We start from the raw sequence: 25,505 nt of genomic DNA, 5'->3' as shown, positions 1-25,505 counted from the left end.
CAGCGCGTTCGCGCTAACCGACGCTGGCGTCGCCCATAGGATCGCGCCATGGACATGGGGGACATCGTCGGCATCATCGGGGGCGCCGCCGCGATCGCGGGTGCCGGGGTCGCCATCTGGCAGGCAATCGACGCAAGACGGGCACGAGACGAGGCGCGGAAGTCCAGCGCCGACGCGGCTGCGCTCGCCGCAGACTCGAACGCGGCCTGGCAACGCATCGCCGCCGCCCAGGAGGTCGTGGCCCAAGCACACCGCCCGAAGGCGTGGAGCGACGTCAAGCGCGGACCCGGCGACCTCCGGACATTTCGCAACACCTCGGAGCGTCCGATCGTAGTGACGCGCTTGGACGTGACACCGCAGGAGGCCCAGCCGCTGCTGAGGGTGGAAGGCGAGCTACCGCGCAGATTCAAGGCGGGGGAGTTGCTAGAGATCTACACAGAGGCGCGCCTGGGGCTAAGTATCCGCATCGTCACGATCATCTGGCGGTTCGACGACGAAGACGGACCCGAGCACGACTCGCCTCGACGCGTGAGCTGATGGTCACGCCGCCTCGTTGAGGCTCTGAACACGCAGATGCGTGATGACGTACTTTCTCGGGTTCGTCTCCATACGACCGCCGTTCACACGGATGTTGAGGAGCTGCCCGACTAGACGACGCCGCTGCTCGATGTCGAGGGCATCGAAGCGACGTCCCAGCTCGTGTTTCAGCTCCGAGATGTGCTCGTAGGACGCGCGGCCGTCTGCGCCCCTCAGACCCGCGCGGAGGTCCACAAGCATAAAGGCGCTCGCTGAGGTCGCTACAGCGGCGTCCAGGCGCTCCTCGAGGGCCTTCATCGGAGCCTCGGTCGCATTCAGATCCGCGACATACTCGGCGCGCGTCGTGATCTCGGCGTGGTAGTCCGCTCGGATCTCCTCGCGCTTGGCGGAGAGCCTGGTCAGCTCCTTCTGCATGGTGCCGATGTCGGGACCTCCCTCCTCCTGGAAGAGGAAGGCGGGTCCGTAGGCGAAGGCCTCGACGACCTCAGCGCGGATGAGCGCGTCCAGGTGCCCGTTTCGCGCTGAGGGATGACGTACGCCGTCGGACTTGTCCACACGCGAGCACTTCAGGATCGAGTAGCGCGTGCCTGCTCGGTTGTCGGAGACCGTGTTCGACTTGATCGATCGACCGCAGATCCCGCACTTCGCGTGTCCGGCGCCCAACCAGCGCGGAGCGAATCCCCGGGGAGCTGCGCCGTTTCGGGTCGCTGATGACGTGGTTGACGCGCTGCCACAGCTCCACGTCCACGATGGGCTCCCACTGACCCACCAGGCCGTCGATGATGACGCCGTCCTTGTCGGCCATCAAACCGGCGTGGCGCGGTCGCTGGAGGATGCTCCGGATGTGCGCGTCACTCCAGTCGTTCTTGCCCTTCTTGCGCTGCGGAACCGCTGCGGCGTTCCACTGCCGGACGATTGAGCCCATGGTGCGGCCCTGGTCGATGGCCTCGTACGCCTCTCGGATGAGCTGTGCCTCCCACTCCACGACGTTCTCGCGCTCGTATCCGAAAGTGCCCGGGGGAGCTTGGAAGGTGCCGGAGATCCGTTTGCCCTCGTAGTGCATGAGGAGGCGCTGGGCCCTCACGTGCGACTCGAACTCAGAGATTGGGGAGAGGATCTTGGCGAGGAGCCCACCCTCGGCCGTAGAGGGGTTCATAGTCATCCCGGATGCGAACGCCCACGTGACCTTGTGCTTGACGCTCGCCACGCGGATCTTGAAACCTTCCTCCTCGTTGCGCTCCAGTCGGTCCTGATGGCGGGAGAGGATCACGTCCACCTCGCCGTCAGCGATCGCGCGGAGGAGCCTCTGGAAGCCCGGGCGGTGCTTGCCCTTGTATCCGCTGATGCCGTCGTCGGCGAAGACGTGCACGACGTCGTAGCCCAAGCGCTGCGCCATGGTCTTCAGGTCCCGCACCTGGTTGGCGATGCTGTCTGACTCCTCCGTGGACTGCTCGCCCACCTGTGGGGCGCTCAGACGGGCGTAGATGGCGGCGCGCATGACCGTGTCACGCCCAGGGGACCCGCTGGCTTCACTCTTCATGTGGGAGATACTGAAACGCGGGACCAGGTGTTCACCCCGCGCGGCCTGTGGAGAACTATCGAGGCCGTCGGACGCATTTCTCTAGGGTCGCCGCATGGCTGACCGATATGCGATCGACGTGAACGGCTTCCTCGACCTGGCTGCGCGGACGGCACGGCGTCTCGACTCCCTCGCCGAGGCCGTTTTCGGCGTGATGTTCGTCGCGAACGACATGCGGGATGCCGTGTCCCTCGCGCCCGATCTCGCTCGCGCCTTGTCCAGAGCCGTCGACCCCTGGCTGGAGCGCGCGACGGCGTTGGCGGAGCACGGGGGAGCGGTTCTGTGGGCCGCCGAGCGCGCTGTCGTCGAATATTGCCGAGCGGATGCCGCGATGGCCGTCGAGACCGATCGCGCCGCTGATTCACGCGGGCACGGACGCTGGACGGTCTCGTGAACCAGCAGAGTTTCGACGTACCGTCCCTGCCCGCTCGCTCTGACGAGCTCGAGCATGCCGCGCATCGCCTGCGCGATCGCGCGGCCGCGGTCACATCGACGGCCGACGAGGTCGTCGTGGAGTGGCGTGACCTGGGTACGCTCTACGACGCTCCCGAGGCGGCGGAGCTCACGGAGAGGATGAACAGCCTCTCGGCGGGCGGACGGCAGACGAGTGAGGCATTTGCGCGAGTGGGTGCGGTGCTGGGTGAACTCGCCGATGCGCTCGCGATTCTCGAGTGGAGGCGTTCTCTGCTCCTCGACGAAGCTGCCGCAACCGCTCTCCTGACGAAAGACCCGGCGTCCGATCACGCCGACGTCGAGTCGGCCATCGCACGCCTGCGGTCCGACGTCGCCGCCGTGATCGACGACGCGTGCCGTGACCTTGCCGGGATCGCCGAGCCGCCCCCGCTGCCCCTGGCGGCGACCGGAGCGGTGTCGCCGCCGATCGGTCCGCGGATCACCTGGCAGATGCGCACCGAAGCGGTCGCCGTCGAGGCGATGCTCGCACCGCTGGTCGAGATCGCCCGAGGTGGAGCCGGACGAATGAAGCAGATCCTCGCCGAACATCCCGATTGGGTGGAGCGGCTCCGTCGGCGTCCCCCCCGCACCGGAGACGGTGAAGGCGTGGTGGGACGCGCTGCCGCCCGGTCGGCAAACGGCGCTCGTCAATGGAGCGCCCGAGGTGGTGGGGGCGCTCGGAGGCGTGCCGCCGCTCGCCCGCGTCGCGGCGAACCGCGTCGTCGCGCGTGATCGGCTGCCGGCGGTGGAGCGGGAGATCGCGCGTCTCGAGTCGCTGCTTGATGAGGGGGCGATGGCTACCCTGCTGGCCGAGCGGCGGAGCGCTCTCGACCGCCTCACCGCGGAGCGCCGGTACCTCGACCGCGTCGTGGCCGGGGAGGCGCAGCTCGTCTTGTATGAGCCCGAACAGAACCGCATCGTAGAGATGATCGGAACGCCTGGACCCAGTACGCAGCGGGTGCTGACGTTCGTGCCAGGAACGTTCACGTCGGTGGACAGCTTCTACGGGGGCGGGGTGCAGGCGATGACAGCATGGCTGGCAGATCAGGATGACGGGATGGTGGCGCTCGTATGGAAGGGCGCGGAATTCCCGGGGGACGACGAAGGCCCCGTTCTGGCCGAGCAGCTGAAGGGCATCGTGGAAGCGAACGCGCAATCTCGGTCAGTTCCGGCAGGCGAAGAGCTTGCTCGCTTCTCGGCGGAGATGCGCAGCGATCCACAGATTTCGAGAGCGAGTCAGATCGCGGCTGGATATAGCTGGGGCCTCGTCGCGGTGACGGGCTCAGAGGTCGCAGGTACGCGGTACGACGCTGTCCACTCATTGGCAGGAGCGTGGGTCCCGACAGGATGGACTGCCGATCCGATGACGACGTACTTTCATTGGAGTTACACCGACTTCTTGTCCATGGCGCAGGACATGGGATGGGTGGGGGAGGGACGCAACCCCGACGTCACTCCCGGTTTCACGAGCCGTGTCTACGATCGGCCGGGAGATTACGACGTGCCGTTAGGTGGCGATCTGGCGCCGTTCCTCGTTCCGGATGGACCGTCGATAAGAATCTCCTTGGACCCTTTTGCGAACCACTAATTGATCGCCTCCGCTGGGCCGGAGAACTATCCGGCAGCCGCTGCCATCAGCGAAACGATGATGAAGGACCAGAGATGAGGACCAGAGCTTCCCTGGCGTTGCTCGTTGCATTCATGGGCAGCCTTTCGGGATGCGTAAGCATCGTCGACGTCGTTGACCGCGATCTGTCGCTGCCCGATGCGAAGGCTCACACACAGTCCATCGAGCGCGAGATCGTAGAGGCCATGCCGAGCGAGCTTGTCTACTCTGTCGAGCAGAAGGAGACAGGCACTTTCCTCGCGTGCTCTCGGGGTGGCGGGGAGCAGTGGGCGGGCGGCCTTACCGCCAAAGCGCGACCGGGGGTGCTCCCCGACGAACTTCTGGGGAACATCGAAGAACAGTTCTCGGAAAAGGCCGATATGTCGGTGAGCCGACGCGTCGAAGACGAGGATTCCCTCGTGGACATCGCGGGGCCTCACAGCTCATTCTGGATTGTGCGTTACGACCCCGTTCAAGCCGAAATCCGCATCGTCTCGTTCTCGCCGTGCATTTACCTCCCCGAGGACGTGTGGCGTGGCGACAAGTACTAGAACGCACCCTCGATCGACGCTCACCAGGGCTGTACCCCGCACCCCGCTCCAGTAAGCTGGCCCCACAAGTCCACACCGGCCCCATGATCGATGCGGGAGAGCTCCGGCGCACACAGCCGGGCACCGAAGGAGCAAGCCTCCCCGCCAATCTCTCAGGTACGCGTACCGCGTCGATCGGGCCACTCTGGAAAGTGATCCGGGTGCACTGCGCCGGATCCGCCGACGGTGAAAGCCCGCGTCTTCGTAAGACGCCGCGGGCGAAACTCTCAGGCCCATGACAGAGGGGGAGTTCTTCAGGCGCTGACCGGCGTCTGTCCGTCATCGCGAACGGCAGAACTCATGACCAACACCCCCGCTCCACCGCGCACGTCGCCGCTGCACGATCGGCACGAGGCCCTCGGCGCCTCGTTCACCGACTTCGGTGGATGGAACATGCCCGTGCGCTACACCTCCGACCTCGCCGAGCACCACGCCGTCCGCACGGCCGCCGGCCTGTTCGACATCTCGCACATGGCCGAGTTCTGGGTGCAGGGCGGACGTGCTGCCGCCTTCCTCGACTTCGTGCTCGCAGGCCGGATCTCCACGATGCGTATCGGCAAAGCGAAGTACTCCTTCGTGCTCGCCGACGACGGCGGGATCATCGACGACGTGATCGTCTACCGCACGGGCGAGGACTACTTCCTGGTGATCGCGAATGCGGGAAACCGGGATGCCGTGGCCGCGGCGTTCGACGGCGCCCGTGCCACGTGGTCCGCGACGCAAGCATTCATCGACGGCCCGCTCGAGGGAACCGACTACGCCGTTGTATCCGGTGGGGCTATCCCGCGGGTCGAAGACGTCACCGACCAGTTCGCCCTCGTCGCCCTCCAAGGCCCCGAGGCGCGCGGCATCCTGAGCTCCACGCCGGGGGTCGAGATCACCGGTACGGCGCTCGACGAACTCGGCTACTACGCGTGGACTGACGGGACGTTCGAGGGTGCGCCTCTGTTCGTCGCCCGCACCGGGTACACCGGGGAGGACGGCTACGAGCTGCTCATCCCCACCGCCCAGGCCGGTGCCTTATGGGATGCCGCGCTCGCCGCGGGCGCCGAGAAGGGTCTGGTGCCGTGCGGTCTCGCCGCGCGCGACACCCTGCGACTCGAAGCGGGCATGCCGCTGTACGGACACGAGCTCTCCCGCGACATCGTTCCCGCCCAGGCCGGTCTCGGTCGCGTGGTCGCCGTCGACAAGGAGGCATTCGTCGGAAAGGACGGCCTCTCCTCCGGACCCGCCGATGCGCCCGTGCTGGTGGGGCTCGTCTCGGAAGGCCGCCGCGCCGGTCGCGCCGGCTACGCGGTGCTGCACGGCGACGACAGGGTCGGCGAGATCACCAGCGGCGCCCTCAGCCCCACCCTCGGTCACCCGGTCGCAATGGCGTTCGTCGCCCCCGCGGCATCCGAAATCGGCACCGAACTGACCATCGACGTGCGCGGAACCCGCATCCCCGCCATCGTCACCGCCCTTCCCTTCTATCGGAGAAACGCATGACCGACCTCACCGCCCTCAGCTACACGTCCGAGCACGAGTGGATCTCCCTCGAGGGGGACATCGCGACCGTCGGCATCACCGACTTCGCCGCCGACAAGCTCGGCGACGTCGTCTTCGTCGAGCTGCCCGGCGCCGACTCCGCGGTCTCGGCCGGCGACGTCTGCGGCGAGATCGAATCGACGAAGTCGGTCGGCGAGCTCTACGCACCCCTGACCGGCACCGTCGTCGAGGTGAACGACGCCGTGGTCGACGACCCCTCGCTCGTGAACGCCGAACCCTTCGCGGGGGGCTGGCTCATCAAGATCCGCGTCGAGGGCGAGCTGCCCGGCGACCTCCTCGACCGCGCCGCCTACGAGGGCCTCACCGCATGAGCACTCTTCTTCCTCCCCGGACGCATGCCGTCCCTCAGACGGTCCCTGAGCGTGTCGAGGGGTTCGTCGATCGCCACATCGGCATCGACGCCGACGCCGAGGCCCGCATGCTCGAGGTCGTCGGGTACGACAGCGTCGAGGCGCTCGTCGAGACCGCCGTCCCGGCATCCATCCACGTCCGACCGCGCGCGACCAGCTCGATCCCGCCGGCTGCGACCGAGGCCGAGGCCCTCGCGGAACTCCGCGAACTCGCGACCGCGAATCGCTCGGCGCGCCCGCTCATCGGCCTGGGCTACTACGACACCTTCACCCCGTCGGTGATCGCGCGGAACGTCCTCGAGAACCCGTCCTGGTACACCGCGTACACGCCCTACCAGCCCGAGATCTCGCAGGGGCGTCTCGAAGCGCTCATCAATTTCCAGACGATGGTGACCGACCTGACGGGCCTCGCCACGGCGAACGCGTCGATGCTCGACGAATCCACCGCTGTCGTCGAGGGCATGCTCGTCGCCCGTCGCGCGTCGAAAGCCAAGACCGGAGTCTTCCTCGTCGACGTCGACGCCCTGCCGCAGACGAAGGCGCTGCTGCGCCACCGCGCCGCGGCCGTCGGCATCGTCATCCACGAGACCTCGTTCGACGGCGACCTCCCCGAGGCGTTCGGAGCGTTCGTGCAGTACCCCGGCGCAACCGGGCGCGTGTGGGACTTCTCGGCCGTCGCCGACGCCGTCCACGCCGCGGGCGGTCTCGTCGTCGCCGCCGCCGACCTCCTGGCGCTGACCCTGCTGCGCTCGCCCGGCGCCCTCGGCGCCGACGTCGCGGTGGGAACCACCCAGCGCTTCGGCGTTCCGCTCGGCTTCGGTGGCCCGCACGCCGGGTACATGGCCGTGCGGGCCGGCCTCGAGCGCCAGCTCCCGGGGCGTCTCGTGGGCGTATCCCAGGATGCCGTCGGCGCCCCCGCCTACCGCCTGTCGCTGCAGACGCGCGAGCAGCACATCCGGCGCGAGAAGGCGACCTCGAACATCTGCACGGCCCAGGTGCTGCTCGCCGTCATGGCGGCGATGTACGCGGTGTACCACGGCCCGCAGGGGCTCAAGAGCATCGCGACGCGGGTCGCGCAGCGGGCCGACGCCCTGGCATCCGCCCTCCGTTCCTACGACCTGATGCTGGCGAGCGATGCGTTCTTCGACACCGTGCGCGTTCACGTGCCGGGGCGCGCGCAAGACGTGGTCGACCGCGCCCGCGAACGTGGGTACCAGCTGCTCTGGGTCGACGACGCGACCGTGGGCCTCTCGGTCGATGAGACGACGACGGATGCCGATATCTCGGCCATCCTCGATGCGTTCGGCCTCGCGACCGAGGATCTGCCGGAGGGGACCGCTCTGCGCGGCGTCGACGACTCCCTGCACCGCGACGACGAGTACCTCACCCACCCCGTGTTCCACACGCATCGCAGCGAGACGGCTATGATGCGCTACCTCAAGTCGCTCGCCGACCGCGACTACGCGCTCGACCGCGGCATGATCCCGCTGGGCTCGTGCACGATGAAGCTGAACGCCGCGACCGAGATGGCGGCTGTGTCGTGGCCGGAGTTCTCACGTGTGCACCCGTTCGCCCCCGAGGCCGACGTGCACGGCTACCTCGAGATGATCGACCAGCTCGAACGGTGGCTCGCCGAGGTGACCGGCTACGACGCCGTGTCGCTTCAACCAAACGCCGGCTCGCAGGGCGAGCTCGCGGGCCTGCTGGCGATCCGCGGCTACCACCTCGCGAACGGCGACACCGAGCGCACGGTGTGTCTCATCCCCTCGTCGGCGCACGGTACGAACGCCGCCTCCGCGATCCTCGCGGGCATGAAGGTCGTCGTCGTCACCTGCGACGAGGCCGGCAACGTCGACCTCGGCGACCTGCGCGCCAAGATCGCGCAGCACGCCGCCGAGCTGTCGGCCCTGATGATCACGTACCCCTCGACGCACGGGGTGTACGAGCACGACGTGCTCGAGATCACGCAGGCCGTCCACGACGCCGGCGGCCAGGTCTACGTCGACGGGGCGAACCTCAACGCGCTTCTCGGCTTCGCCCGCTTCGGCGACCTGGGCGGCGACGTGTCGCACCTGAACCTCCACAAGACGTTCGCGATCCCGCACGGCGGTGGCGGACCCGGCGTCGGCCCGGTCGCCGCGAAGGCGCACCTCGCGCCCCACCTCCCGTCGCACCCCTTCTCGCAGCGCGCCGATCACGCCGGGGGCACGTTCGACGGCGGCCCCGTGTCGGCGGCACCCCACGGCTCGGCTGGGATCCTCCCGATCTCGTGGGCGTACGTGCGCATGATGGGCGCCGAGGGACTCCGCCAGGCGACCGCCGCGGCGGTGCTGTCGGCGAACTACATCGCCACCCGCCTGCGGGAGCACTACCCGGTGCTCTACTCGGGAGAGGGCGGCCTGGTCGCGCACGAGTGCATCCTCGACCTGCGTCCGCTCAAGGAACAGACCGGCGTCACCGTCGACGACGTGGCCAAGCGCCTCATCGACTACGGCTTCCACGCTCCGACGATGTCGTTCCCCGTCGCCGGCACCCTCATGGTCGAGCCGACCGAGAGCGAGGACCTCGCCGAACTCGATCGGTTCGTGGATGCCATGATCGCGATCAAGCACGAGGCGCTCGCCGTCGCCGCGGGGGAGTGGCCCGCGAACGACAATCCGCTCGTGAACGCCCCGCACACCGCCGAGACGGTCGTGGTGGGCGAGTGGGAGCACCCGTACTCGCGCGAGACGGCCGTGTACCCCCTGCGTTCGCTGATCCGCGGCAAGTACTGGCCGCCGGTGCGCCGCATCGATCAGGCGTACGGCGACCGCAACCTGGTGTGCTCGTGCCCGCCGCCGGAGGCCTTCGCATAGCGCGCGGCGGAGTGCGGCGTCTCCGGGGGCCCTCGTCCCGTGCCTCCGAGCATGAGACTGCGCCTCGCTGGCAATTCCTTTGCAGCTTGCAACCGACATGTCAGCGAGGCGCAGTCTCGCGCGCCGGCGATGGACGAAGGATCCGTCTCAGTGAAGCGAGGCGTCCCTCATCGGGTGGAGCGAGAACGGGCAGCCCCGCGCCCCGCAACATCGCGCTGAGCGAGGTGGGGTGGACGATGTCGTCCCACGTCCAGTGCACGACGGCGCGGACTCCGCAACCGCGCAACCGTCTGTCTCGCGCCTCTCGAGCGCGAAGAGCATCGACGGCATCTCCGAACCGTCCGTCGTACTTGAGATGGCCGTCGGCTTCGCCCACCACCGCATGAGACGGCCACCACAGGTCGGCCCGGTCACCCGAGCCGAAGCGCACCTGTAGCTCCGGGTCGGCGAAGCCGTGCCATTCGACACACGCTCGACTGAGCGATTCGAGCGCGGACTCAGCCCCGGGATCCGCGCGGTGCAGTGGCCAGCGCGCGTACCTACGGCCCCTGCTGGACGCGCGGTCCTCGTTCATCGCGACCAGATCGATAGGGCGGAGGGCCGCGTCGCACGTGACGGCGGCATCTGCGACGGCGAGGGCGACGGCCGCGTGACGAGATCGTGCGATGTCGATGCACGTGTCTGCGACGGAAGTCATCCGGATGCCGTCCCGCTCGACGATGCGACGATCGTCTGAGCTCGCAGTGTGAACACGGACGCCGACCGCGCGACGCGTCGTCGCCGCGCGCGAGTCGAGGACGTGGATGTCGTGGCTGCCACCGATCACCGGCAATCCGCCGAGCGCCGCCGCAGACTCCAGACACAGGACGTCATCCGGATGCCATAACGCGTGCGCCTTCACGCGCGTGACGTACTGCTCCCACGGTGCCAAACGCGTCCACTCGTCTCGGAGGGCGTAAACGCCGCGGTTGATCCGCAGAACCTCGCCTCGGCGCACGCTGCGCGTCGAGTGCACAAGATCCCGCGCGAGCACGAGGGTAGCCGAGGGACGATGAGCGTGGGGGAGGACCGACATGCGGTCCACTGTGCAGTGCCACGCCGCCGCCGCGCAGTCGTGAGGACCGCATCGGTGGACGGCCCGGCGCAATGGCATCCTGTGCAGGATGGCACCCAATGTCCGGACGCGGGGTGACGGTGGGCGTGCTGGGTGCGTGAGACTGCGTGTCGCTGACGAGGCGGTTGCAGCCTGCGGTCGGGATGTCGGCCAGATGCAGTCTCGCCGCTGCCGCTGCCGCTGCCGCCGCCGCTGCCGCTGCCGCTGCCGCCGCCGCCGGACCCACGGCGGGGAGCCACGCCGCGGACGTCGTGCGCGTGCGCGCGCCGGAGCCGCGACGGGGAGCTCGCCCACGTCCGCGTCGCTCCCACCCCGGATTCGCACAGCGGGCGTTTAGTAAGGTTCCGATGTGCACCACGGCCTGAATGAGGATCTTCGACCGACTCGACGACGGGGCGGCGCGGTTCGCCTGATCGCCCTTCTCTCGGCCGCGGGGATCATCCTCGCCGGGTGCTCCGCACCCGAACCTGCCCCGCAAACCGAGCAGGAGGTGCCGCCCACCACCGTCACGGTGGGAGTGGTCGGATCGCTCACCAGCATGAACGCGGCCACAGCCTCGGGTGATACCCCCGCGAACCGGGCCGTGTCGTCTCTGCTCGACGAGCGACTCGGATCCCTCGACGGCGATCTGCAGGTGGTTCCCAACGACGGCTTCGGCCGGATCACCCGCGAGCAGGCCGACCCCCTGAAAGTCAGCTACGAACTGTTCCCCGATCGCGTCTGGTCGGACGGAACCCCCGTCAGCATCGACGACCTCCTCTTCGGGTGGGCCGTCACCTCCCACTTCTTCGACGACGCCGTCTACGACGAGTCCGGTCAGATCGTGTCCGGCACGAGGTACTTCGACACCGCGATGCCCGCGGACCCGAACGCGCGGACCGCCCGTCCGAGCGTCGACCGTGCGGATGACACCCTCACCCTCACCTACGACGAACCGTTCGCCGACTGGAACCGCCAGTGGTTGCTCGACCGGCCCGTGCACGTCGTCGCCCAGCGCGCCGGCGTGAGCGTGAAGGATCTGCTCACGGCCATCCTGACCGCGCCCGAGGGCGACCCGCAGGCTCCCGCCGAGCCGAACCCGGTGCTCGCCGCGGCCGCGCAGGCGTGGAACACCGGCTTCGACGTGCCCGCGGGCACCGCTGTCGACCCGGCGAGTGTCGTCTCAGCCGGGCCGTGGACGGTCACCGAGTCCGCCACCGACTCGCTCACGCTCGAGCGGCGCGACACCTATCAGGGTGCGCACTTCCCCGGGCTCGAGAGCCTCACCGTGCGCTTCTTCGCGGATCGCTCGGCGCAGTTGTCAGCGATCGAGGCAGGAGTCGTCGACATCGCCAACGTGGGCGACATCGATGTGGCCGAGCGCAAGACGCTCACCGATGCCGGCTATCAGGTCCAGGTGGGGCCCACCACGCAGACGCTGCACCTGCGCTACGCCGACGGCACGGCATCCGATCTCCGCCAGGCGATGACCTTGGCGATCGACCGCTCCGCTATCGTGCGCGACGTGCTCGGCCCCATGCGCCCCGATGCGCAGCCGTTGCAGTCGTTCCTGTCATCGCCCGCAACGGGCCAGCTGTACGCCGACCTGATCGCGGGCAACGGCGCACCGGGAACCGGGAGCGATGTGGATGCCGCGCGCACCGCGCTCGGCGATCGCGCCGCCGTGCTGCGCGTCGCCTACGAGGCGACCGACGAAACGTCGTCGCAGGTCTTCTCGCGGCTGGTGTCCATGGGCGCTCGCGCCGGGATCGCCGTCCGCGCCGCGACGGCGGAGGACACCCCGGATGCCACGCTGTCATGGGTCGGAGAAGATGAGAGCCTCTATCGCTCTGCGCGGGATCGACTCGCCGAGGGAGTGGACGGTCCGTCCACGGATGAGTTGTTCGCTCAGCTCACCGTGCACACCGACCCGGTGGACGTGCTCTCCGACGCCAAAGAGATCGACCGCTCCCTGTTCGCGGCGTTCGCAGGGGTGCCGCTGCTCGAACGTACCGGCGCCGTCGTCACCGCCGAGGGCGTCGGGGGAGTGGACTACACCTCCGAACCCGATGGCGTGCCGCCGGCGTTTTGGAGCTGGTCCGCTCCACAGCAGTAGTCCGCACCGATCGAGCGCTCACGGCGTCCCGGACGGCGTGGGGGTCGCCGAGGGGCTGGGCGGGGCGAAGATCCCCGGCCACCACGCGGCGGCGAGCGGGTAACCGACGAAGGCGATGATGTCGATGACGGTGTGCGCGACGACGAGCGGCATGACCCGCCCCCACCGCTTGTAGCACCATCCGAACACCAGCCCCATGACGACGTTGCCGAGTGCCGACGGCCACCCCTGGTACAGGTGGTAACTGCCCCGGAGGAGCGCCGTCGAGACGATGATCCCCGTCCACGACCAGCCCAAGCGGCGCAGACGGTCGAAGAGGAACCCGAGGAAGATCACTTCCTCCGTGAGGCCGGCTCGGAGGGCTGCGAGAACGAGGAGCGCGATGACCCACCACGACGAGTCGAGGGGTGCGGGGACCACCGCGATGCTCTGCCCGATCGCCCGACCGATCGCGTACACGCCGATGCCGGGGACGCCGATGAGCAGCACGAGCGCGAGGCCACGGAGAACGTCGGAACCGAAGCGACGAAAATCGAGACCGATGCGACGGAGTGCGTTGTTCGCCGGTTCCCACAGCAGATAGACCGCGAGGGCGACCAGCATGAGCGAGAAGAAGATGTCGAGGAACTGGTAGATCGCGTCCCAGACCGGCTCCGCGCTGCGCGAGGGATTCAATTGCGTCTGCTGCTGCGAGATGGGCGCGCGCGTCGTCGCGCGTACGAACGACACGACGGAGTAGATCGCGGACTGGCCGACGCTGATCAGCAGGACGATGACGATCTCCCACATCAGCCGCCGGCGGGCGTAGCCGTCGGACCTGCCGATCGGCGGGGGGAAGGGGTCGGCCGTCTGCGGCGGCGTCGACGGGCCGGCCGCGCCCGAAAGGGGGACCGAGGAGTGCCGGGACATGTGACACATTCAACACCGCGGACGGGTGTCCGGCCCGCGTTCACGGGCTTTGCAGACCGGCGCCCGCAGAAATGGTGAGGCTCGGGTCACCGTGCCCGCGTTTGTCAAAATGCTCGAACGAGTGCGGGCGAGGTTAAAGGTCTGTAACGAAACATCCAAATGTTTTGACCATCCGGTGACGTTTATCTATCGTTTCGGTATCCACGGCTCCCCCCGGGCTGTTCTGCGCGGTGGGGTGCTCGTCAACCTTGCACTGGAGGCAAAGTGTCTGAAAAGACCCGGCGCGCACGCGCCCTCACGGCGGGAGCAGGAGTCGCGGTCGCGGCTCTGGCACTCGCCGGATGCACCACCACGGCCACGCCCGAAGGTGAATCGAACGCCGGTGGCACCATCACCATCGCCACCACGAACGCGTTCACCTCGTTCAACGGCGACACCCCCGAGGCCAACCTCGACACCAACGGCATGGTCGGCTACCTGACCGGTGTCAGCGGCGGTCTCGGCCTCGGCGGCTTCCAGCGCCTCGACAAGGACTTCACGGTTCTGAACAACACCGACTTCGGCACCTACGAGACCGTGTCGGAAGACCCCCTCACGGTCAAGTACACGATCAACGAGGGTCTGACCTGGTCCGACGGCGAACCCATCAACGCCGACGACATGCTGGTCAACTGGGCCATCAACTCGGGCTACTACAACGACGCCGTGCTCGACCCCGCCACCAGCGAGATCACCAACGGCGGCACGCAGTACTTCAGCCTCGCCGGCAGCACCGCGGGTCTCGACACCACGGCGTTCCCCGAGATCGGCGACGACAACATGTCGATGACGCTGACCTACGCGACCCCGTACGTCGACTACGAGCTCGTCAACCCGATCGGCAAGCCCGCCCACGTGCTCGCCGAGAAGGCCGGCGTCTCCGAGGCCGACTTCATCGAGCTCCTCTCGACGCTCCCCAAGGGCGACACCGCTGCGCCCGTCGCGCCGAACGCGACCCTGAAGGCCGCGGCCGACTTCTGGAACACCGGCTACGACGTCACCGCCATGCCGACCGACGAGAGCCTGCTCGTCGCGAGCGGTCCCTTCATCGTGACCGACTTCACTCCCGAGCAGAGCATCACGCTGGGCAAGAACCCCAACTACAAGGGTGAGATGTCGCCCGCGTACGACCAGCTGATCATCCGTTTCATCGGCGACTCGAACGCTCAGGTCACCGCCCTCCAGAACGGTGAGGTGCAGGCCATCCAGCCGCAGGCCTCGGCTGACACGCTCACCGCGCTCGAGAACGCCAACGCCACGGTCCACCCCGGCGACCAGCTCGCGTACGACCACGTGGACCTGAGCTTCGGCGGCGTCTTCGCCGAAGCCAACGTCCGCGAGGCGTTCCTGAAGACCATTCCGCGCCAGCAGATCCTCGACTCGATCGTCAAGCCGGTCAATCCTGACGCCGAGGTCCTGAACTCGCAGATCTTCCTGCCGACCGACGGCGACCAGTACACGACCTCGGTCGCGTCCAGCGGATACGACGCCTTCACCGAGCCGGACATCGAGGGCGCCAAGGCGTTGCTCGCCGGTGCCACGCCCACCGTGCGCATCCTCTACAACACCAACAACCCGAACCGTGTCGACAGCTTCCGCGCCATCCAGCAGTCGGCGCAGCAGGCCGGCTTCGTGATCCAGGACGCCGGTTCGCCCGACTGGAGCTCGCTGCTCGGCAGCGGCAGCTACGACGTCGCGATCTTCGGCTGGGTCTCCCCGGGTGCCGGCAACGCCGCCCTTCCGCAGATCTTCAAGAGCGGCGGCGGCGGAAACTACAACAACTACAGCAACGCGGCGGTGGACACCCTCGTCGACGAGAGCCAGGTGACGGTCGACGCGGACGAGCTCGCTGACATCAAGGTGCAGATCGACACCGCAACGGCGAAGGACTTCTATGGTCTGCCGCTGTTCCAGTCGCCCGGTCTGTTCGCTGACAACGGGTCCGTGACGGGCGTCGAGTACTTCGGCGGCCAGACGGGCATCGTGTGGAACGCGCAGGAGTGGACGCTGGCGGGTTGATGACCCGTTGATCCCTCGTAAGGCGCCGGAGTCGATCGCTCGGCTCCGGCGCCTTACGTCGTCTGCGCGCGGCGCGCATCAATGCTGTGCCCCGCGACTATCCTTTCCAGGGCGCCGTCCCGCGCCCGTCACCCGATCGAAAGAAGTCCTCCCGCGATGGTCGGATTCATCCTCAGGCGCATCGCCGTCTCGATCCTGGTTCTCCTCGCCGCGTCGTTCATCATGTACGTGCTGGCCGCCAACGCCGGCGACCCCCTCCAGGACCTCCGCGACAGCACCGCCGCCAACCGCGATCAACTGATCGCCGCGCGCGTCGCCGCACTCGACTTGAACGTGCCGGCCCCGCTTCGCTACTTCCTCTGGCTCGGCGGAGCGGCCGGCTGCCTCGTCCCCTTCACCGGCGCCTGCAATCTGGGGCTGACAATCAGCAACGCCCCGGTTCTCGACATCCTCCCGACCGCGGTCGCATCCACTCTCCAGCTCGTGACGGCGTCGTTCGTGCTGGCGATCGTGCTGGGCATCGTGGTCGGCGTCGTATCTGCCCTGCGTCAGTACAGCGGCTTCGACTTCGGTATCACGCTGCTGAGCTTCTTCCTCTTCTCCCTGCCCTCGTTCCTCGTCGCGGTGCTGCTCAAGGAGTTCCTGGCGCTCGGCTTCAACAGCTTCCTCGAATCGGCGACGTCCATACCGATCTGGGTGATCGTCCTGCTGGCGGTCGTCGCGGCCGTGGTCTGGCAGGCCATGGTCGGGGGAGCGGCGCGACGCCGCGTGATCGTGGCCGGAACGGCCGCGGCCGCGACCGTCGCCCTCCTGATCTACTTCAACGTCACCGACTGGTTCCGCAACCCCGGGTTCGGCCCCATCGGGCTGCTGCTCCTCATCGGCGGTGTCGTCGTCATCACGACGGCTCTCATCGCGGGTCTGTCGAACCGCCGGGCCCTCTTGGTCGCGGCGATCAACGGAGTGATCGCCTACATCGCGTACTTCACCCTCCAGGGCCTGTTCGACATCTCGACCGTCGCCACGATCATCATCCTCGGCGTGGTCGCCGTGGTGATCGGTCTGGTGACCGGTTTCCTGCTGGGTGCCCCCGATCGGGGCATGACGGCGCGCATCGGCGCGATCGTGGCGTTCTTCTCGTTCGCCCTCGTCATCCTCGACCGCTACATGCAGTCCTGGCCCGCGTACGTGAACAATCCCCGTATCAACGGCCGCCCGATCGCCACCGTGGGAGCGGCGACCCCGGGGTTCAACGGCGACATGTGGATCAGCGGCATCGACACCTTCACCCACCTGCTGCTGCCGACGATCTCGCTGCTCCTCATCTCGTTCGCGGGTTACACGCGCTATGCCCGTGCCGGAATGCTCGAGGTGATGAACCAGGACTACATCCGCACCGCGCGAGCGAAGGGCCTTCCCGAGCGCACGGTCGTGATGCGTCACGGTCTGCGCAACATGCTCATCCCGATCGTCACCTTGGTGGCGACCGATGTGGGTGCCATCCTCGGTGGAGCGGTCATCACCGAGCAGGTCTTCGCCATCCCCGGGATGGGGCAGCTGTTCGTCTCGTCGATCCGACGCGTGGATGTGAATCCGGTGATGGGGTACTTCATCGTCATCGCGATCACCGCCATCGTCTTCAACTTCCTGGCCGATCTCGCGTACGCCGCGCTCGACCCCCGCGTGCGAGTGGTCGCATGATCGCCGCTGTCCGATTCCCGGAGGTCTCCCGATGACCCAGATGCTGCCCGAGCCCGCGAACGTCGACGCGCCGGCTCCCGCCGATGAACGCAACACCGTCGGGGTGAGCCAGGGTCGGCTCGTCCTGCGCCGGTTCCTGTCCAACAAGGTCGCCGTCGTGTCCGGCATCCTCTTCCTCCTCCTCGCCGTGTTCTCCGTCTCGGCCATCGGACTCGGTCCGATCCCGGGGTGGTGGAAGTACGACTTCACATCGTTGAACCCGCAGAACGACGGCGGTGCACCGACCCTGTCGGTGTTCCCGTTCACCTGGGGCGACCACCCGTTCGGTCAGGACCGCATCGGCATCGACTACTTCGCGATGACGATGCGCGGCATCCAGAACTCGATCCTGGTGATGCTCATCATCAGCGTCGTGGGAACGACCGTGGGCACCGTGATCGGCGCCCTCGCGGGGTACTACCGCGGCTGGGTCGACGCCGTGCTGATGCGCATCACCGACGTGTTCATCGTCATCCCGATCATCGTCATCGGTGCGGTCGTGGGCCGCGCCACCGGTGGCCTCGGCGTGATCCCCCTGGCGTTCTTCCTCGCGATGATCTCGTGGACCACCATCGCGCGACTCGTGCGCGCGGAGTTCCTGTCCCTGCGCGAGCGCGAGTTCGTCGAGGCCGCCCGCGTCGCCGGTGCCAGCGATGCGCGCATCATCTTCAAGCACATCCTGCCCAACGCCATCGGCGTGGTCATCGTGGCGGCGACCCTGCTCGCGGCCTCGGCGATCCTGCTCGAGACGGCTCTGAGCTACCTGCAGCTCGGTGTGCGGCCGCCCGACGTGTCGCTGGGCCTGATCATCTCCGACAACCAGTCGGCGTTCTCGACGCGGCCGTGGTTGTTCTGGTGGCCTGCGGTGTTCATCGTGCTGCTCGCGGTCCTCGTCAACTTCGTCGGCGACGGTCTCCGCGATGCGTTCGACCCCCGTCAGAAGCGCTTCTCCCTGCGCCGCACGAAGGAGCAGACGGGAACGGCGACGTCCGCTCCCGCGAGCACCCAGGCGCGCGTGCATCCGGAGACCCCGACGTCATGACGGTCGTCTCCGGGCGCGACTTACGCCAGAGCGATCGCCGCGACGAGACCGGCCGCGCCGGCGACCAGCAGCAGCAGGTTGTCGACGCGGACGGTCGCGTCCACGCGCGAGCTCTCGGCCACGCCCGCCTCGATGCGTCCCGCATCGCGAAGCGCGTGCCAGCGGGTGCGCACCATCGCCGCCGCACGACCGGAGTCGGTCTGGGGCAGCTCGCCCGGACGGATCTGCGGGGTGGCCGCGTCCTCGCTGCGGCGATGGGCGCGCGCGGCGCGGAGGGAGCCGGCCGCACCGGGCGCCGGTGCAGCGGTCACGGCGATGCGCCGACCCGGAGTGTGCAGCTGCAGGGCGTAGCGCGTGTCGACGTGGATGAGCGCGGCCCACGGAACGCGGTAGCGCATCGCGATGTTGTCGACCTGCACCCCGTCGTCGTCGACGGACACCGACGGCGACCACAGGATGCCGGTGACCAGGGCCGCCGCCCCCAGACCGCCGACGATGATCAGGGCGGGAGCCTCGGTCACCGCGGGCGTGACCAGAAGGCCGATCGCCACGACGGCGATGACCGCCCACACGATCGCGCACAGGACACGGGTGAACGTCGAACGGAACGTCTGGCGTGGCATCCCTCGATTCTTTCATTCCCCGATCACTCACTCCCGCTGAGCGGGACGGAGAGGACATTCTCATGAGCACGACCGAGAAGGCCGGCGTCCCGGCCCTGGAAATGACCGACGTCAGCGTCGACTTCGCGGTCGACGACGTCTGGGTTCCCGCCGCCACGCACCTCACGTACTCGATCGCCCGTGGTCAGGTCGTGGCCGTGGTGGGCGAGTCGGGGTCGGGCAAGAGCGTGAGTTCGATGGCCGTGCTCGACCTGCTGCCGCGCAACAGTCGCGTGACCGGGAGCATCAAGGTGAACGGCCGCGAGGTCACCGACCTGTCGTCGTCGCAGATGCGACAACTGCGCGGCCCGGAGGTCGCGGCGATCTTCCAGGAGCCGATGACGGCACTGAACCCCGTGTTGACCGTGGGCTCGCAGATCATCGAGGCGTTGCGCGCGCACACGCCGATCGCGCCGACGCAGGCGAAAGCCCGAGCGCTCGAGCTGCTCGAAATGGTCGGCCTCCCCGACCCCGCGAAGGCGTTCGCGTCCTACCCGCACCAGCTCTCGGGCGGGCAGCGCCAGCGCGCCATGATCGCCCAGTCGATCAGCCTCGAGCCCGCCCTGCTGATCGCCGACGAGCCGACGACGGCTCTCGACGTGACGGTGCAGGCCGAGATCCTCGACCTCATCCGCGACCTGCGCGACCGCCTCGACTCGGCCGTACTTCTGATCACGCACGACATGGGCGTGGTCGCCGACCTCGCCGACTGGATCGTGGTGATGAAGTCGGGCCAGGTCGTGGAGCAGGGCCCGGCCGCACAGGTGCTCGGCTCGCCGCAGGATGCCTACACCAAGGAACTGCTGGCGTCCGTGCCGCGTCTGGGGGAGACGCTCGAGGGCGAGGCCACCGTCGACCTGGTCGAAGCGCTGGCCGCGGCCGTGGCGGAGGGTCCCGCCCGCACGGAGGCGCTCGTCTTCGCGGCGGCGGCGCCTGAGATCGCGCATCCGGTCCTGCAGCTCGACAACGTCTCGATCGAGTACGGCAAGAAGGGCCGCGTCGCGGCTTTCCGTGCCGTCGACGATGTGACGCTCGGCATCGCCGAGGGCGAGATCGTCGGCCTCGTGGGAGAGTCGGGCTCCGGGAAGTCCACGATCGGCCGCGCGGCCATCGGGCTCCAGCCCATCGCCGACGGACGGCTGATCGTCGACGGCGTCGACATCTCCAGCGGATCGCGCAAGCTCATCAAGTCGCTGCGTCGCCGTGTCGGAATCGTCTTCCAGGACCCGTCCTCGTCGCTGAACCCGCGGCTTCCCATCGGAGAGTCGATCGGAGAGCCGCTGTTCCTGGCGGGCGAGGCCAAGGGCGCAGCCCTGGACGCCCGCGTCGAGAAGCTCCTCGACGAGGTGCGTCTGCCCCGCAGCTATCGCAACCGGTACCCCCACGAGTTGTCGGGCGGGCAGAAGCAGCGCGTCGGCATCGCACGCGCACTGTCTCTCCAGCCCCGGCTGCTCGTGGCGGACGAGCCCACGAGCGCCCTCGACGTGTCGGTGCAGGCGCGCGTGCTCGAGCTGCTGAGCGAACTGCAGAAGGAGCACCGCTTCGCCTGCCTGTTCATCAGCCACGACCTGGCGGTGGTGGATGCCATGGCCGACCGCATCGTCGTGTTGAACCGCGGCAAGATCGCCGAGCAGGGCACGCGCGACGAGATTCTGCGCGCTCCGAAGGAGCCGTACACGCAGCGCCTCATCGCGGCGATCCCGGTTCCCGACGTCGAGGTGCAGGCCGCGCGCCGCGCGCTTCGGCACGAGTTGCTGCGGGACACCCCGGCATCCTGAGAACGCATCGGAGGGGCGGGGTCCGCGCGGATTCCGCCCCTCTGTGCTGCCTGCCAGGCAGGGACGCGACCGCCCGGTAGACTAGGAAGGCCCGATTCCGGGCGCAACCCCGAATTTTCCTGGAGACCCTCCATGGCGCACGCCCTTCGTCCTGACCTCCGTAACGTCGCGATCGTCGCGCACGTCGACCACGGCAAGACGACCCTCGTCGACGCCATGCTCCGCCAAACCGGCTCGTTCGGTGACCACGCGCACATCGAAGAACGCGCGATGGACTCCAACGACCTCGAGCGCGAAAAGGGCATCACGATCCTCGCCAAGAACACGGCGATCACCTACAACGGCGTCCACAGCGACGTGCCGGTGACGATCAACGTCATCGACACCCCGGGCCACGCCGACTTCGGCGGAGAGGTCGAGCGCGGCCTGTCCATGGTCGATGGCGTCGTGCTGCTGGTCGACGCGTCCGAGGGCCCGCTGCCTCAGACGCGCTTCGTGCTGCGCAAGGCGCTCGAGGCGAAGCTCCCCGTCATCCTGCTGGTCAACAAGACCGACCGTCCCGACGCGCGTATCGGCGAGGTCGAAGAAGAAGCGCACGACCTGCTGCTGGGTCTCGCATCCGACCTGGTCGACGACGTTCCCGACCTCGACGTTGACGCCCTGCTCGACGTCCCCGTCGTCTACGCCTCGGGTCGTGCCGGCGCCGCGTCGCTGAACCGTCCCGCCGACGGCTCGCTTCCCGACAACGACGACCTCGAGCCCCTCTTCGGTGCGATCCTCGAGCACGTCCCGGCCCCCTCGTACGACGACGAGGCGCCGCTGCAGGCGTGGGTCACCAACCTCGACTCCAGCCCCTTCCTCGGTCGCCTCGCGCTCCTTCGCGTGTTCAACGGCACGCTGAAGAAGGGCCAGACGGTCGCCTGGGTGCGCGCCGACGGCACCACCAGCAACGCCCGCATCACCGAGCTGCTGAAGACCCGCGCGCTGGAGCGCTACCCGGCCGACGACGCCGGCCCCGGAGACATCGTCGCCATCGCCGGTTTCCCCGACATCACCATCGGCGAGACCATCGCCGACCCCGAAGACGTGCGGCCCCTCAAGGCCATCACGGTCGATGACCCGGCCATCTCGATGACCATCGGCACGAACACCTCGCCGCTCATGGGCAAGGTCAAGGGTCACAAGCTCACCGCGCGCATGGTCAAGGACCGCCTCGACCGCGAGCTCATCGGTAACGTCTCGCTCAAGGTCGTCGACATCGGACGCCCCGACGCGTGGGAGGTGCAGGGCCGCGGAGAGCTCGCCCTCGCGATCCTCGTCGAGAACATGCGCCGCGAGGGCTTCGAGCTCACCGTCGGCAAGCCCCAGGTGGTCACGAAGAAGATCGACGGTAAGACGTACGAGCCGTTCGAGCACCTCACCATCGATTCGCCCGAGGAGTACCTCGGCGCGATCACGCAGCTCCTCGCCGGACGCAAGGGTCGCATGGACAACATGACGAACCACGGCACCGGCTGGGTCCGCATGGAGTTCGTCGTCCCCTCGCGCGGCCTCATCGGCTTCCGCACCGAGTTCCTCACCACCACGCGCGGCACCGGTATCGCCAACGCGATCTCGCACGGCTACGAGCCCTGGGCCGGTCACATCTCGACCCGTCAGAACGGCTCGATCGTCGCCGACCGCATCGGCGTCGTCACCCCCTTCGCGATGATCGGTCTGCAGGAGCGCATGTCGTTCTTCGTGCAGCCGACGCAGGAGGTCTACGAGGGCATGGTCATCGGCGAGAACTCGCGCGCCGACGACATGGACGTCAACATCACCAAAGAGAAGAAGCTCACCAACATGCGTGCGGCGAGCTCCGACTCCTTCGAGTCGATGACGCCGCCGCGTCTGCTCACGCTCGAGGAGAGCCTCGAATTCGCCCGCGACGACGAGTGCGTCGAGGTCACGCCCGAGGCCGTGCGCATCCGCAAGGTCGTGCTCGACGCGACCGAGCGCGGTCGCAGCGCTTCGCGCCTGAAGCGTCAGGATGCCAACGCGTAAGTGACTTCTCGTCGAAACGGCCTCGCCCAGCTCTCGCTCGGCGGGGCCGTTCCACGTTCTCGGCCGGCTGAGTGTCCACGACACCCGGGTGTTGTGGACACTCGGCGGATGGGCCGGGGTTCGGCGCGGTGCGGTTCGTGCCGAGGGCGGTCCGGCGTTGTGTGGCTTCGGTGTCCAAGACACCTGGGCGGATTCTCGGGGGCTCCGGGTGTTGTGGACACTCGGCGGATGGATGGATGCCGGGGTTCGGCGCGGTGCGGTTCGTGCCGAGGGCGGTCCGGCGCTGTGTGCGGCTTTGGTGTCCAAGGCACCCGGGAGGGTTGTCGGGGGCTCCGGGTGTTGTGGACACTCAGCCCGCGGACGCCGCCGTCGCCGCGGGCCCGCGCAGCACCTTCGCGAGTGGGCGTCCCTTCGCGAGTTCGTCGACGAGTTTGTCGAGCACGCGGATGCGGTACATCAGCGGGTCTTCGATCTGCTCGACGCGGATGCCGCAGACGACCCCGGTGACGAGATCAGCGTGCGGGTTCAGCGTCGCCTCGTCGAAGAAGGCGCGGAAGGTCGTGCCCTCGGCCAGGTGACGCTCGAGAGCCGCGTCGTCGAAGCCGGTGAGCCAGGTGATCACGGCATCCAGGTCTTCCTTCGTCCGCCCCTTGCGCTCGACCTTGGCGAGATAGAGCGGATACACGGCGGAGAACGCGGTGTCGAAGATGCGCGACATGCTCCGCACGATAGCTCAGGGCGCCGGGCGCTCGGCACATCGCGGGGCGCCTCGGCCGTTCTGCGCGACGACGGCGTCGAGAGGGTCAGTGCGACTCGACCACGCACACCGCGCTCATGCCGGGAGTGAGCGCCTCGAAGACGTGGGGAGCGTCACCGGGATACGAGAGGTAGTCGCCGGGGGAGAGCTCGAACGGATCGTCGGCCGGGCCGACGCGACCGCGACCCGTGACCATGACCAGATGCTCGACCGTGCCGCGGGGATGCGGGTCGGACAGGCGCGGGGAGCCCGGTTCGGCGCTCAGCAGGTAGATGTCGTGACGGGCGTGCGGGGGACTCGCCGAGAGCAGGACGGCGAGATAGTCGGATGCCGACGAGGGCACGGCGGTGGCCGCCTCGCCCGCGCGGATCAGGGTGGGGGAGCGGACCCCCTCGTCGACGAGCACGGCGAACGGCACGTCCAGCGCGGAGGCCAGAGCCCACAGCGTCTCCACGCTGGGGTTGCCCCCGCCGTTCTCGAGTTGCGACACCGTCGCCTTGGCCACCCCCGCGCGGCGCGCGAGTTCCGAGACGCTCAGATCGCGTCGTTCGCGCTCGCGCCGAAGCGTCGTCGCGATGCGGTCGCCGAGATCGCTCATCCGTTCATTATGCTCGGCGATTGTTCGACTTGACGAACGACAGTGCGTCGTTCACGATGATGTTCATGCGTTCGTTCTACCGAACACCCGAGGGCATAGCCTCGCGTCAAGGTCTCGCCGTCGCCCTCGCGACCAGCGCCTACGGCGTCTCATTCGGCGCCCTGTCGGTGGCGTCCGGTCTCGACGTGTGGCAGACCTGCGTGCTGAGCCTGCTGATGTTCACCGGCGGGTCGCAGTTCGCCTTCGTCGGCGTCCTGGCGGCGGGCGGCCTCGCCGCGGCTCCGGCGGCGATCGCGTCGTCCGCTCTGCTCGGCGTGCGCAACGCCGCCTACGCCATGCGCATGGCGCCTGTTATCGGCGGGGGCTTCTGGCGGAAGGCCGCGGCGACGCAGTTCACGATCGACGAGTCCGTCGCGGTCGGAATGTCGCAGGACACCCCGGGTGCTCGCCGCGCGGGGTTCTGGGTCACGGGCATCGCGATCTGGATCGGTTGGAACCTGTCCACGCTCCTCGGCGCGCTACTCGGCGACGTGCTCGGCGACCCGCGCGCATACGGTCTCGACGCGGCCGCAGCCGCCGCCTTCCTCGCTCTGCTCTGGCCTCGCCTGCGCGGTCGTCAGCCCCTCGCCGTCGCCGCCGCCGCGGCCGTGGTAGCGGCCCTGCTGACGCCCGTGCTGATGCCGGGCATCCCCGTCATCGCCGCGGCCGCCGTCGCTGTCGTCGTCGGCCTGTTCGACCCGAAGCGCCCCACACCGCTTCCATCCGGCACGCCCGAAGAGAAGGGGATGCCGTGACCCTGTGGAACGCGGTGCTGCTGGCATCCGTCATCTGCGTCGCCCTGAAAGCGGTCGGCTATCTGCTCCCCGCCCGATGGCTCGAGGCACCGCGCCCCGCGCGGATCGCCGACCTGCTCACGGTCGCACTCCTGGCGGCACTCGTCATGGTGCAGACCCTCGCCGCCGGCCCCGCGATCGTGATCGACGCGCGGGTACCGGCCGTCGGAGTCGCGGCGCTGCTGCTCTGGGCGCGCGCGCCGTTCCTCGTGGTGGTCGCGGCCGCCGCCCTCACGGCGGCCTTGCTGCGGTGGTGGGGCTGGGCGGTGTGACCGTGTGGGGTCTCGGAGCGTCGTCACCGATTGCATCCCGGATCGGGGAGGCCTCTGCTCTCGGGTGTGCGCATAGGTGTCGCACC

The 25,505-nt window shown here is 68.4% G+C and carries 23 protein-coding genes and 1 riboswitch; of the genes, 16 read left to right on the top strand and 7 right to left on the bottom strand.

Annotated elements, in window-relative coordinates; all coding sequences use genetic code 11:
* The first annotated feature begins 48 nt into the window (after nt 1–48).
* Nucleotides 49–537, top strand: coding sequence for a hypothetical protein (locus tag MT347_RS04445; protein WP_243498455.1), 489 nt, complete (start codon nt 49–51; stop codon nt 535–537).
* 3 nt (nt 538–540) lie between these two features.
* Here the strand turns inward: MT347_RS04445 and MT347_RS04440 are convergent, their stop codons facing one another.
* Both MT347_RS04440 and MT347_RS04435 read right to left on the bottom strand, forming a co-directional pair.
* Nucleotides 541–1,092 (bottom strand): hypothetical protein, encoded by a 552-nt coding sequence (locus MT347_RS04440; protein ID WP_243498453.1) that lies wholly within the window; start codon nt 1,090–1,092, stop codon nt 541–543.
* The gene (locus MT347_RS04435; protein WP_243498451.1) at nt 1,022–2,077 is read right to left on the bottom strand and encodes a recombinase family protein; all 1,056 of its coding nucleotides are present in this window, start codon (nt 2,075–2,077) and stop codon (nt 1,022–1,024) included. The genes MT347_RS04440 and MT347_RS04435 overlap by 71 nt, the downstream gene beginning before the upstream one ends.
* Nucleotides 2,078–2,171: 94 nt before the next feature.
* Here MT347_RS04435 and MT347_RS04430 point away from each other — a divergent pair, with 94 nt between their 5' ends.
* The 7 genes from MT347_RS04430 (at nt 2,172) to gcvP (ending at nt 9,518) form a co-directional block, all read left to right on the top strand.
* The gene (locus MT347_RS04430) at nt 2,172–2,510 is read left to right on the top strand and encodes a DUF6507 family protein (protein ID WP_243498449.1); all 339 of its coding nucleotides are present in this window, start codon (nt 2,172–2,174) and stop codon (nt 2,508–2,510) included.
* The gene (locus MT347_RS04425) at nt 2,507–3,301 is read left to right on the top strand and encodes a hypothetical protein (protein WP_243498447.1); all 795 of its coding nucleotides are present in this window, start codon (nt 2,507–2,509) and stop codon (nt 3,299–3,301) included. The genes MT347_RS04430 and MT347_RS04425 overlap by 4 nt, the downstream gene beginning before the upstream one ends.
* Entirely contained in the window at nt 3,234–4,157 is a 924-nt protein-coding gene (locus tag MT347_RS04420) for a hypothetical protein (RefSeq protein ID WP_243498444.1), read from the top strand. Before MT347_RS04425 ends, MT347_RS04420 begins: the two co-directional genes overlap by 68 nt.
* A gap of 74 nt (nt 4,158–4,231) precedes the next feature.
* The gene (locus MT347_RS04415) at nt 4,232–4,726 is read left to right on the top strand and encodes a hypothetical protein (protein WP_243498442.1); all 495 of its coding nucleotides are present in this window, start codon (nt 4,232–4,234) and stop codon (nt 4,724–4,726) included.
* An 83-nt stretch (nt 4,727–4,809) separates the two neighbouring features.
* A riboswitch (glycine riboswitch) is annotated at nt 4,810–4,904 on the top strand.
* 161 nt (nt 4,905–5,065) lie between these two features.
* Complete coding sequence (locus tag MT347_RS04410) at nt 5,066–6,253, top strand: glycine cleavage system aminomethyltransferase GcvT (RefSeq protein ID WP_243498440.1); 1,188 nt, start codon at nt 5,066–5,068, stop codon at nt 6,251–6,253.
* Nucleotides 6,250–6,624: a glycine cleavage system protein GcvH gene (gene gcvH, locus MT347_RS04405; protein ID WP_191914863.1), complete on the top strand. Its 375-nt coding sequence runs from the start codon at nt 6,250–6,252 to the stop codon at nt 6,622–6,624. Before MT347_RS04410 ends, gcvH begins: the two co-directional genes overlap by 4 nt.
* A 107-nt stretch (nt 6,625–6,731) precedes the next feature.
* Nucleotides 6,732–9,518, top strand: a complete 2,787-nt coding sequence (gene gcvP, locus MT347_RS04400) for an aminomethyl-transferring glycine dehydrogenase (RefSeq protein WP_243499039.1) — start codon at nt 6,732–6,734, stop codon at nt 9,516–9,518.
* A gap of 100 nt (nt 9,519–9,618) precedes the next feature.
* Here the strand turns inward: gcvP and MT347_RS04395 are convergent, their stop codons facing one another.
* Nucleotides 9,619–10,593 carry a hypothetical protein gene (locus tag MT347_RS04395; RefSeq protein ID WP_243498438.1) on the bottom strand — a complete coding sequence of 325 codons (975 nt, stop codon included), beginning with the start codon at nt 10,591–10,593 and terminating at the stop codon, nt 9,619–9,621.
* Nucleotides 10,594–11,122: 529 nt separating this feature from the next.
* Here MT347_RS04395 and MT347_RS04390 point away from each other — a divergent pair.
* Nucleotides 11,123–12,727 carry an ABC transporter substrate-binding protein gene (locus MT347_RS04390; protein WP_243498436.1) on the top strand — a complete coding sequence of 535 codons (1,605 nt, stop codon included), beginning with the start codon at nt 11,123–11,125 and terminating at the stop codon, nt 12,725–12,727.
* Between the two features lie 18 nt (nt 12,728–12,745).
* Here the strand turns inward: MT347_RS04390 and MT347_RS04385 are convergent, their stop codons facing one another.
* The gene (locus MT347_RS04385) at nt 12,746–13,516 is read right to left on the bottom strand and encodes a CPBP family intramembrane glutamic endopeptidase (protein ID WP_243499037.1); all 771 of its coding nucleotides are present in this window, start codon (nt 13,514–13,516) and stop codon (nt 12,746–12,748) included.
* A gap of 384 nt (nt 13,517–13,900) precedes the next feature.
* On the opposite strand from MT347_RS04385, the gene MT347_RS04380 reads away from it, so the two are divergent.
* The 3 genes from MT347_RS04380 (at nt 13,901) to MT347_RS04370 (ending at nt 18,476) form a co-directional block, all read left to right on the top strand.
* Nucleotides 13,901–15,694, top strand: a complete 1,794-nt coding sequence (locus MT347_RS04380) for an ABC transporter family substrate-binding protein (RefSeq protein ID WP_243498434.1) — start codon at nt 13,901–13,903, stop codon at nt 15,692–15,694.
* A 156-nt stretch (nt 15,695–15,850) separates the two neighbouring features.
* Complete coding sequence (locus MT347_RS04375) at nt 15,851–17,395, top strand: ABC transporter permease (protein WP_243498432.1); 1,545 nt, start codon at nt 15,851–15,853, stop codon at nt 17,393–17,395.
* A gap of 31 nt (nt 17,396–17,426) precedes the next feature.
* Entirely contained in the window at nt 17,427–18,476 is a 1,050-nt protein-coding gene (locus MT347_RS04370; RefSeq protein ID WP_243498429.1) for an ABC transporter permease, read from the top strand.
* A gap of 20 nt (nt 18,477–18,496) precedes the next feature.
* Here MT347_RS04370 and MT347_RS04365 read toward each other — a convergent pair whose 3' ends face one another.
* Nucleotides 18,497–19,099 (bottom strand): PH domain-containing protein, encoded by a 603-nt coding sequence (locus MT347_RS04365; RefSeq protein WP_243498427.1) that lies wholly within the window; start codon nt 19,097–19,099, stop codon nt 18,497–18,499.
* A gap of 62 nt (nt 19,100–19,161) precedes the next feature.
* Here MT347_RS04365 and MT347_RS04360 point away from each other — a divergent pair, with 62 nt between their 5' ends.
* Both MT347_RS04360 and typA read left to right on the top strand, forming a co-directional pair.
* Complete coding sequence (locus tag MT347_RS04360; RefSeq protein WP_243498425.1) at nt 19,162–20,916, top strand: ABC transporter ATP-binding protein; 1,755 nt, start codon at nt 19,162–19,164, stop codon at nt 20,914–20,916.
* Between the two features lie 132 nt (nt 20,917–21,048).
* Complete coding sequence (gene typA, locus MT347_RS04355; RefSeq protein ID WP_243498423.1) at nt 21,049–22,959, top strand: translational GTPase TypA; 1,911 nt, start codon at nt 21,049–21,051, stop codon at nt 22,957–22,959.
* A 349-nt stretch (nt 22,960–23,308) separates the two neighbouring features.
* Here the strand turns inward: typA and MT347_RS04350 are convergent, their stop codons facing one another.
* Both MT347_RS04350 and MT347_RS04345 read right to left on the bottom strand, forming a co-directional pair.
* Entirely contained in the window at nt 23,309–23,677 is a 369-nt protein-coding gene (locus MT347_RS04350) for a DUF2200 domain-containing protein (RefSeq protein WP_243498421.1), read from the bottom strand.
* An 85-nt stretch (nt 23,678–23,762) separates the two neighbouring features.
* Nucleotides 23,763–24,314, bottom strand: coding sequence for a helix-turn-helix domain-containing protein (locus tag MT347_RS04345; RefSeq protein WP_243498419.1), 552 nt, complete (start codon nt 24,312–24,314; stop codon nt 23,763–23,765).
* A gap of 65 nt (nt 24,315–24,379) precedes the next feature.
* On the opposite strand from MT347_RS04345, the gene MT347_RS04340 reads away from it, so the two are divergent.
* Both MT347_RS04340 and MT347_RS04335 read left to right on the top strand, forming a co-directional pair.
* Complete coding sequence (locus MT347_RS04340) at nt 24,380–25,108, top strand: AzlC family ABC transporter permease (RefSeq protein WP_243499035.1); 729 nt, start codon at nt 24,380–24,382, stop codon at nt 25,106–25,108.
* On the top strand, nt 25,105–25,419 hold the full coding sequence (locus tag MT347_RS04335) for an AzlD domain-containing protein (protein WP_243498417.1): 315 nt from the start codon (nt 25,105–25,107) through the stop codon (nt 25,417–25,419). Before MT347_RS04340 ends, MT347_RS04335 begins: the two co-directional genes overlap by 4 nt.
* Nucleotides 25,420–25,505 lie beyond the last annotated feature (86 nt).

It is taken from the genome of Microbacterium sp. VKM Ac-2923, assembly GCF_022815605.1.
GTDB lineage: Bacteria > Actinomycetota > Actinomycetes > Actinomycetales > Microbacteriaceae > Microbacterium.
The sequence above is the reverse complement of the archived record's forward strand: the minus strand, read 5'-3'. Positions and strand labels throughout refer to the sequence as shown.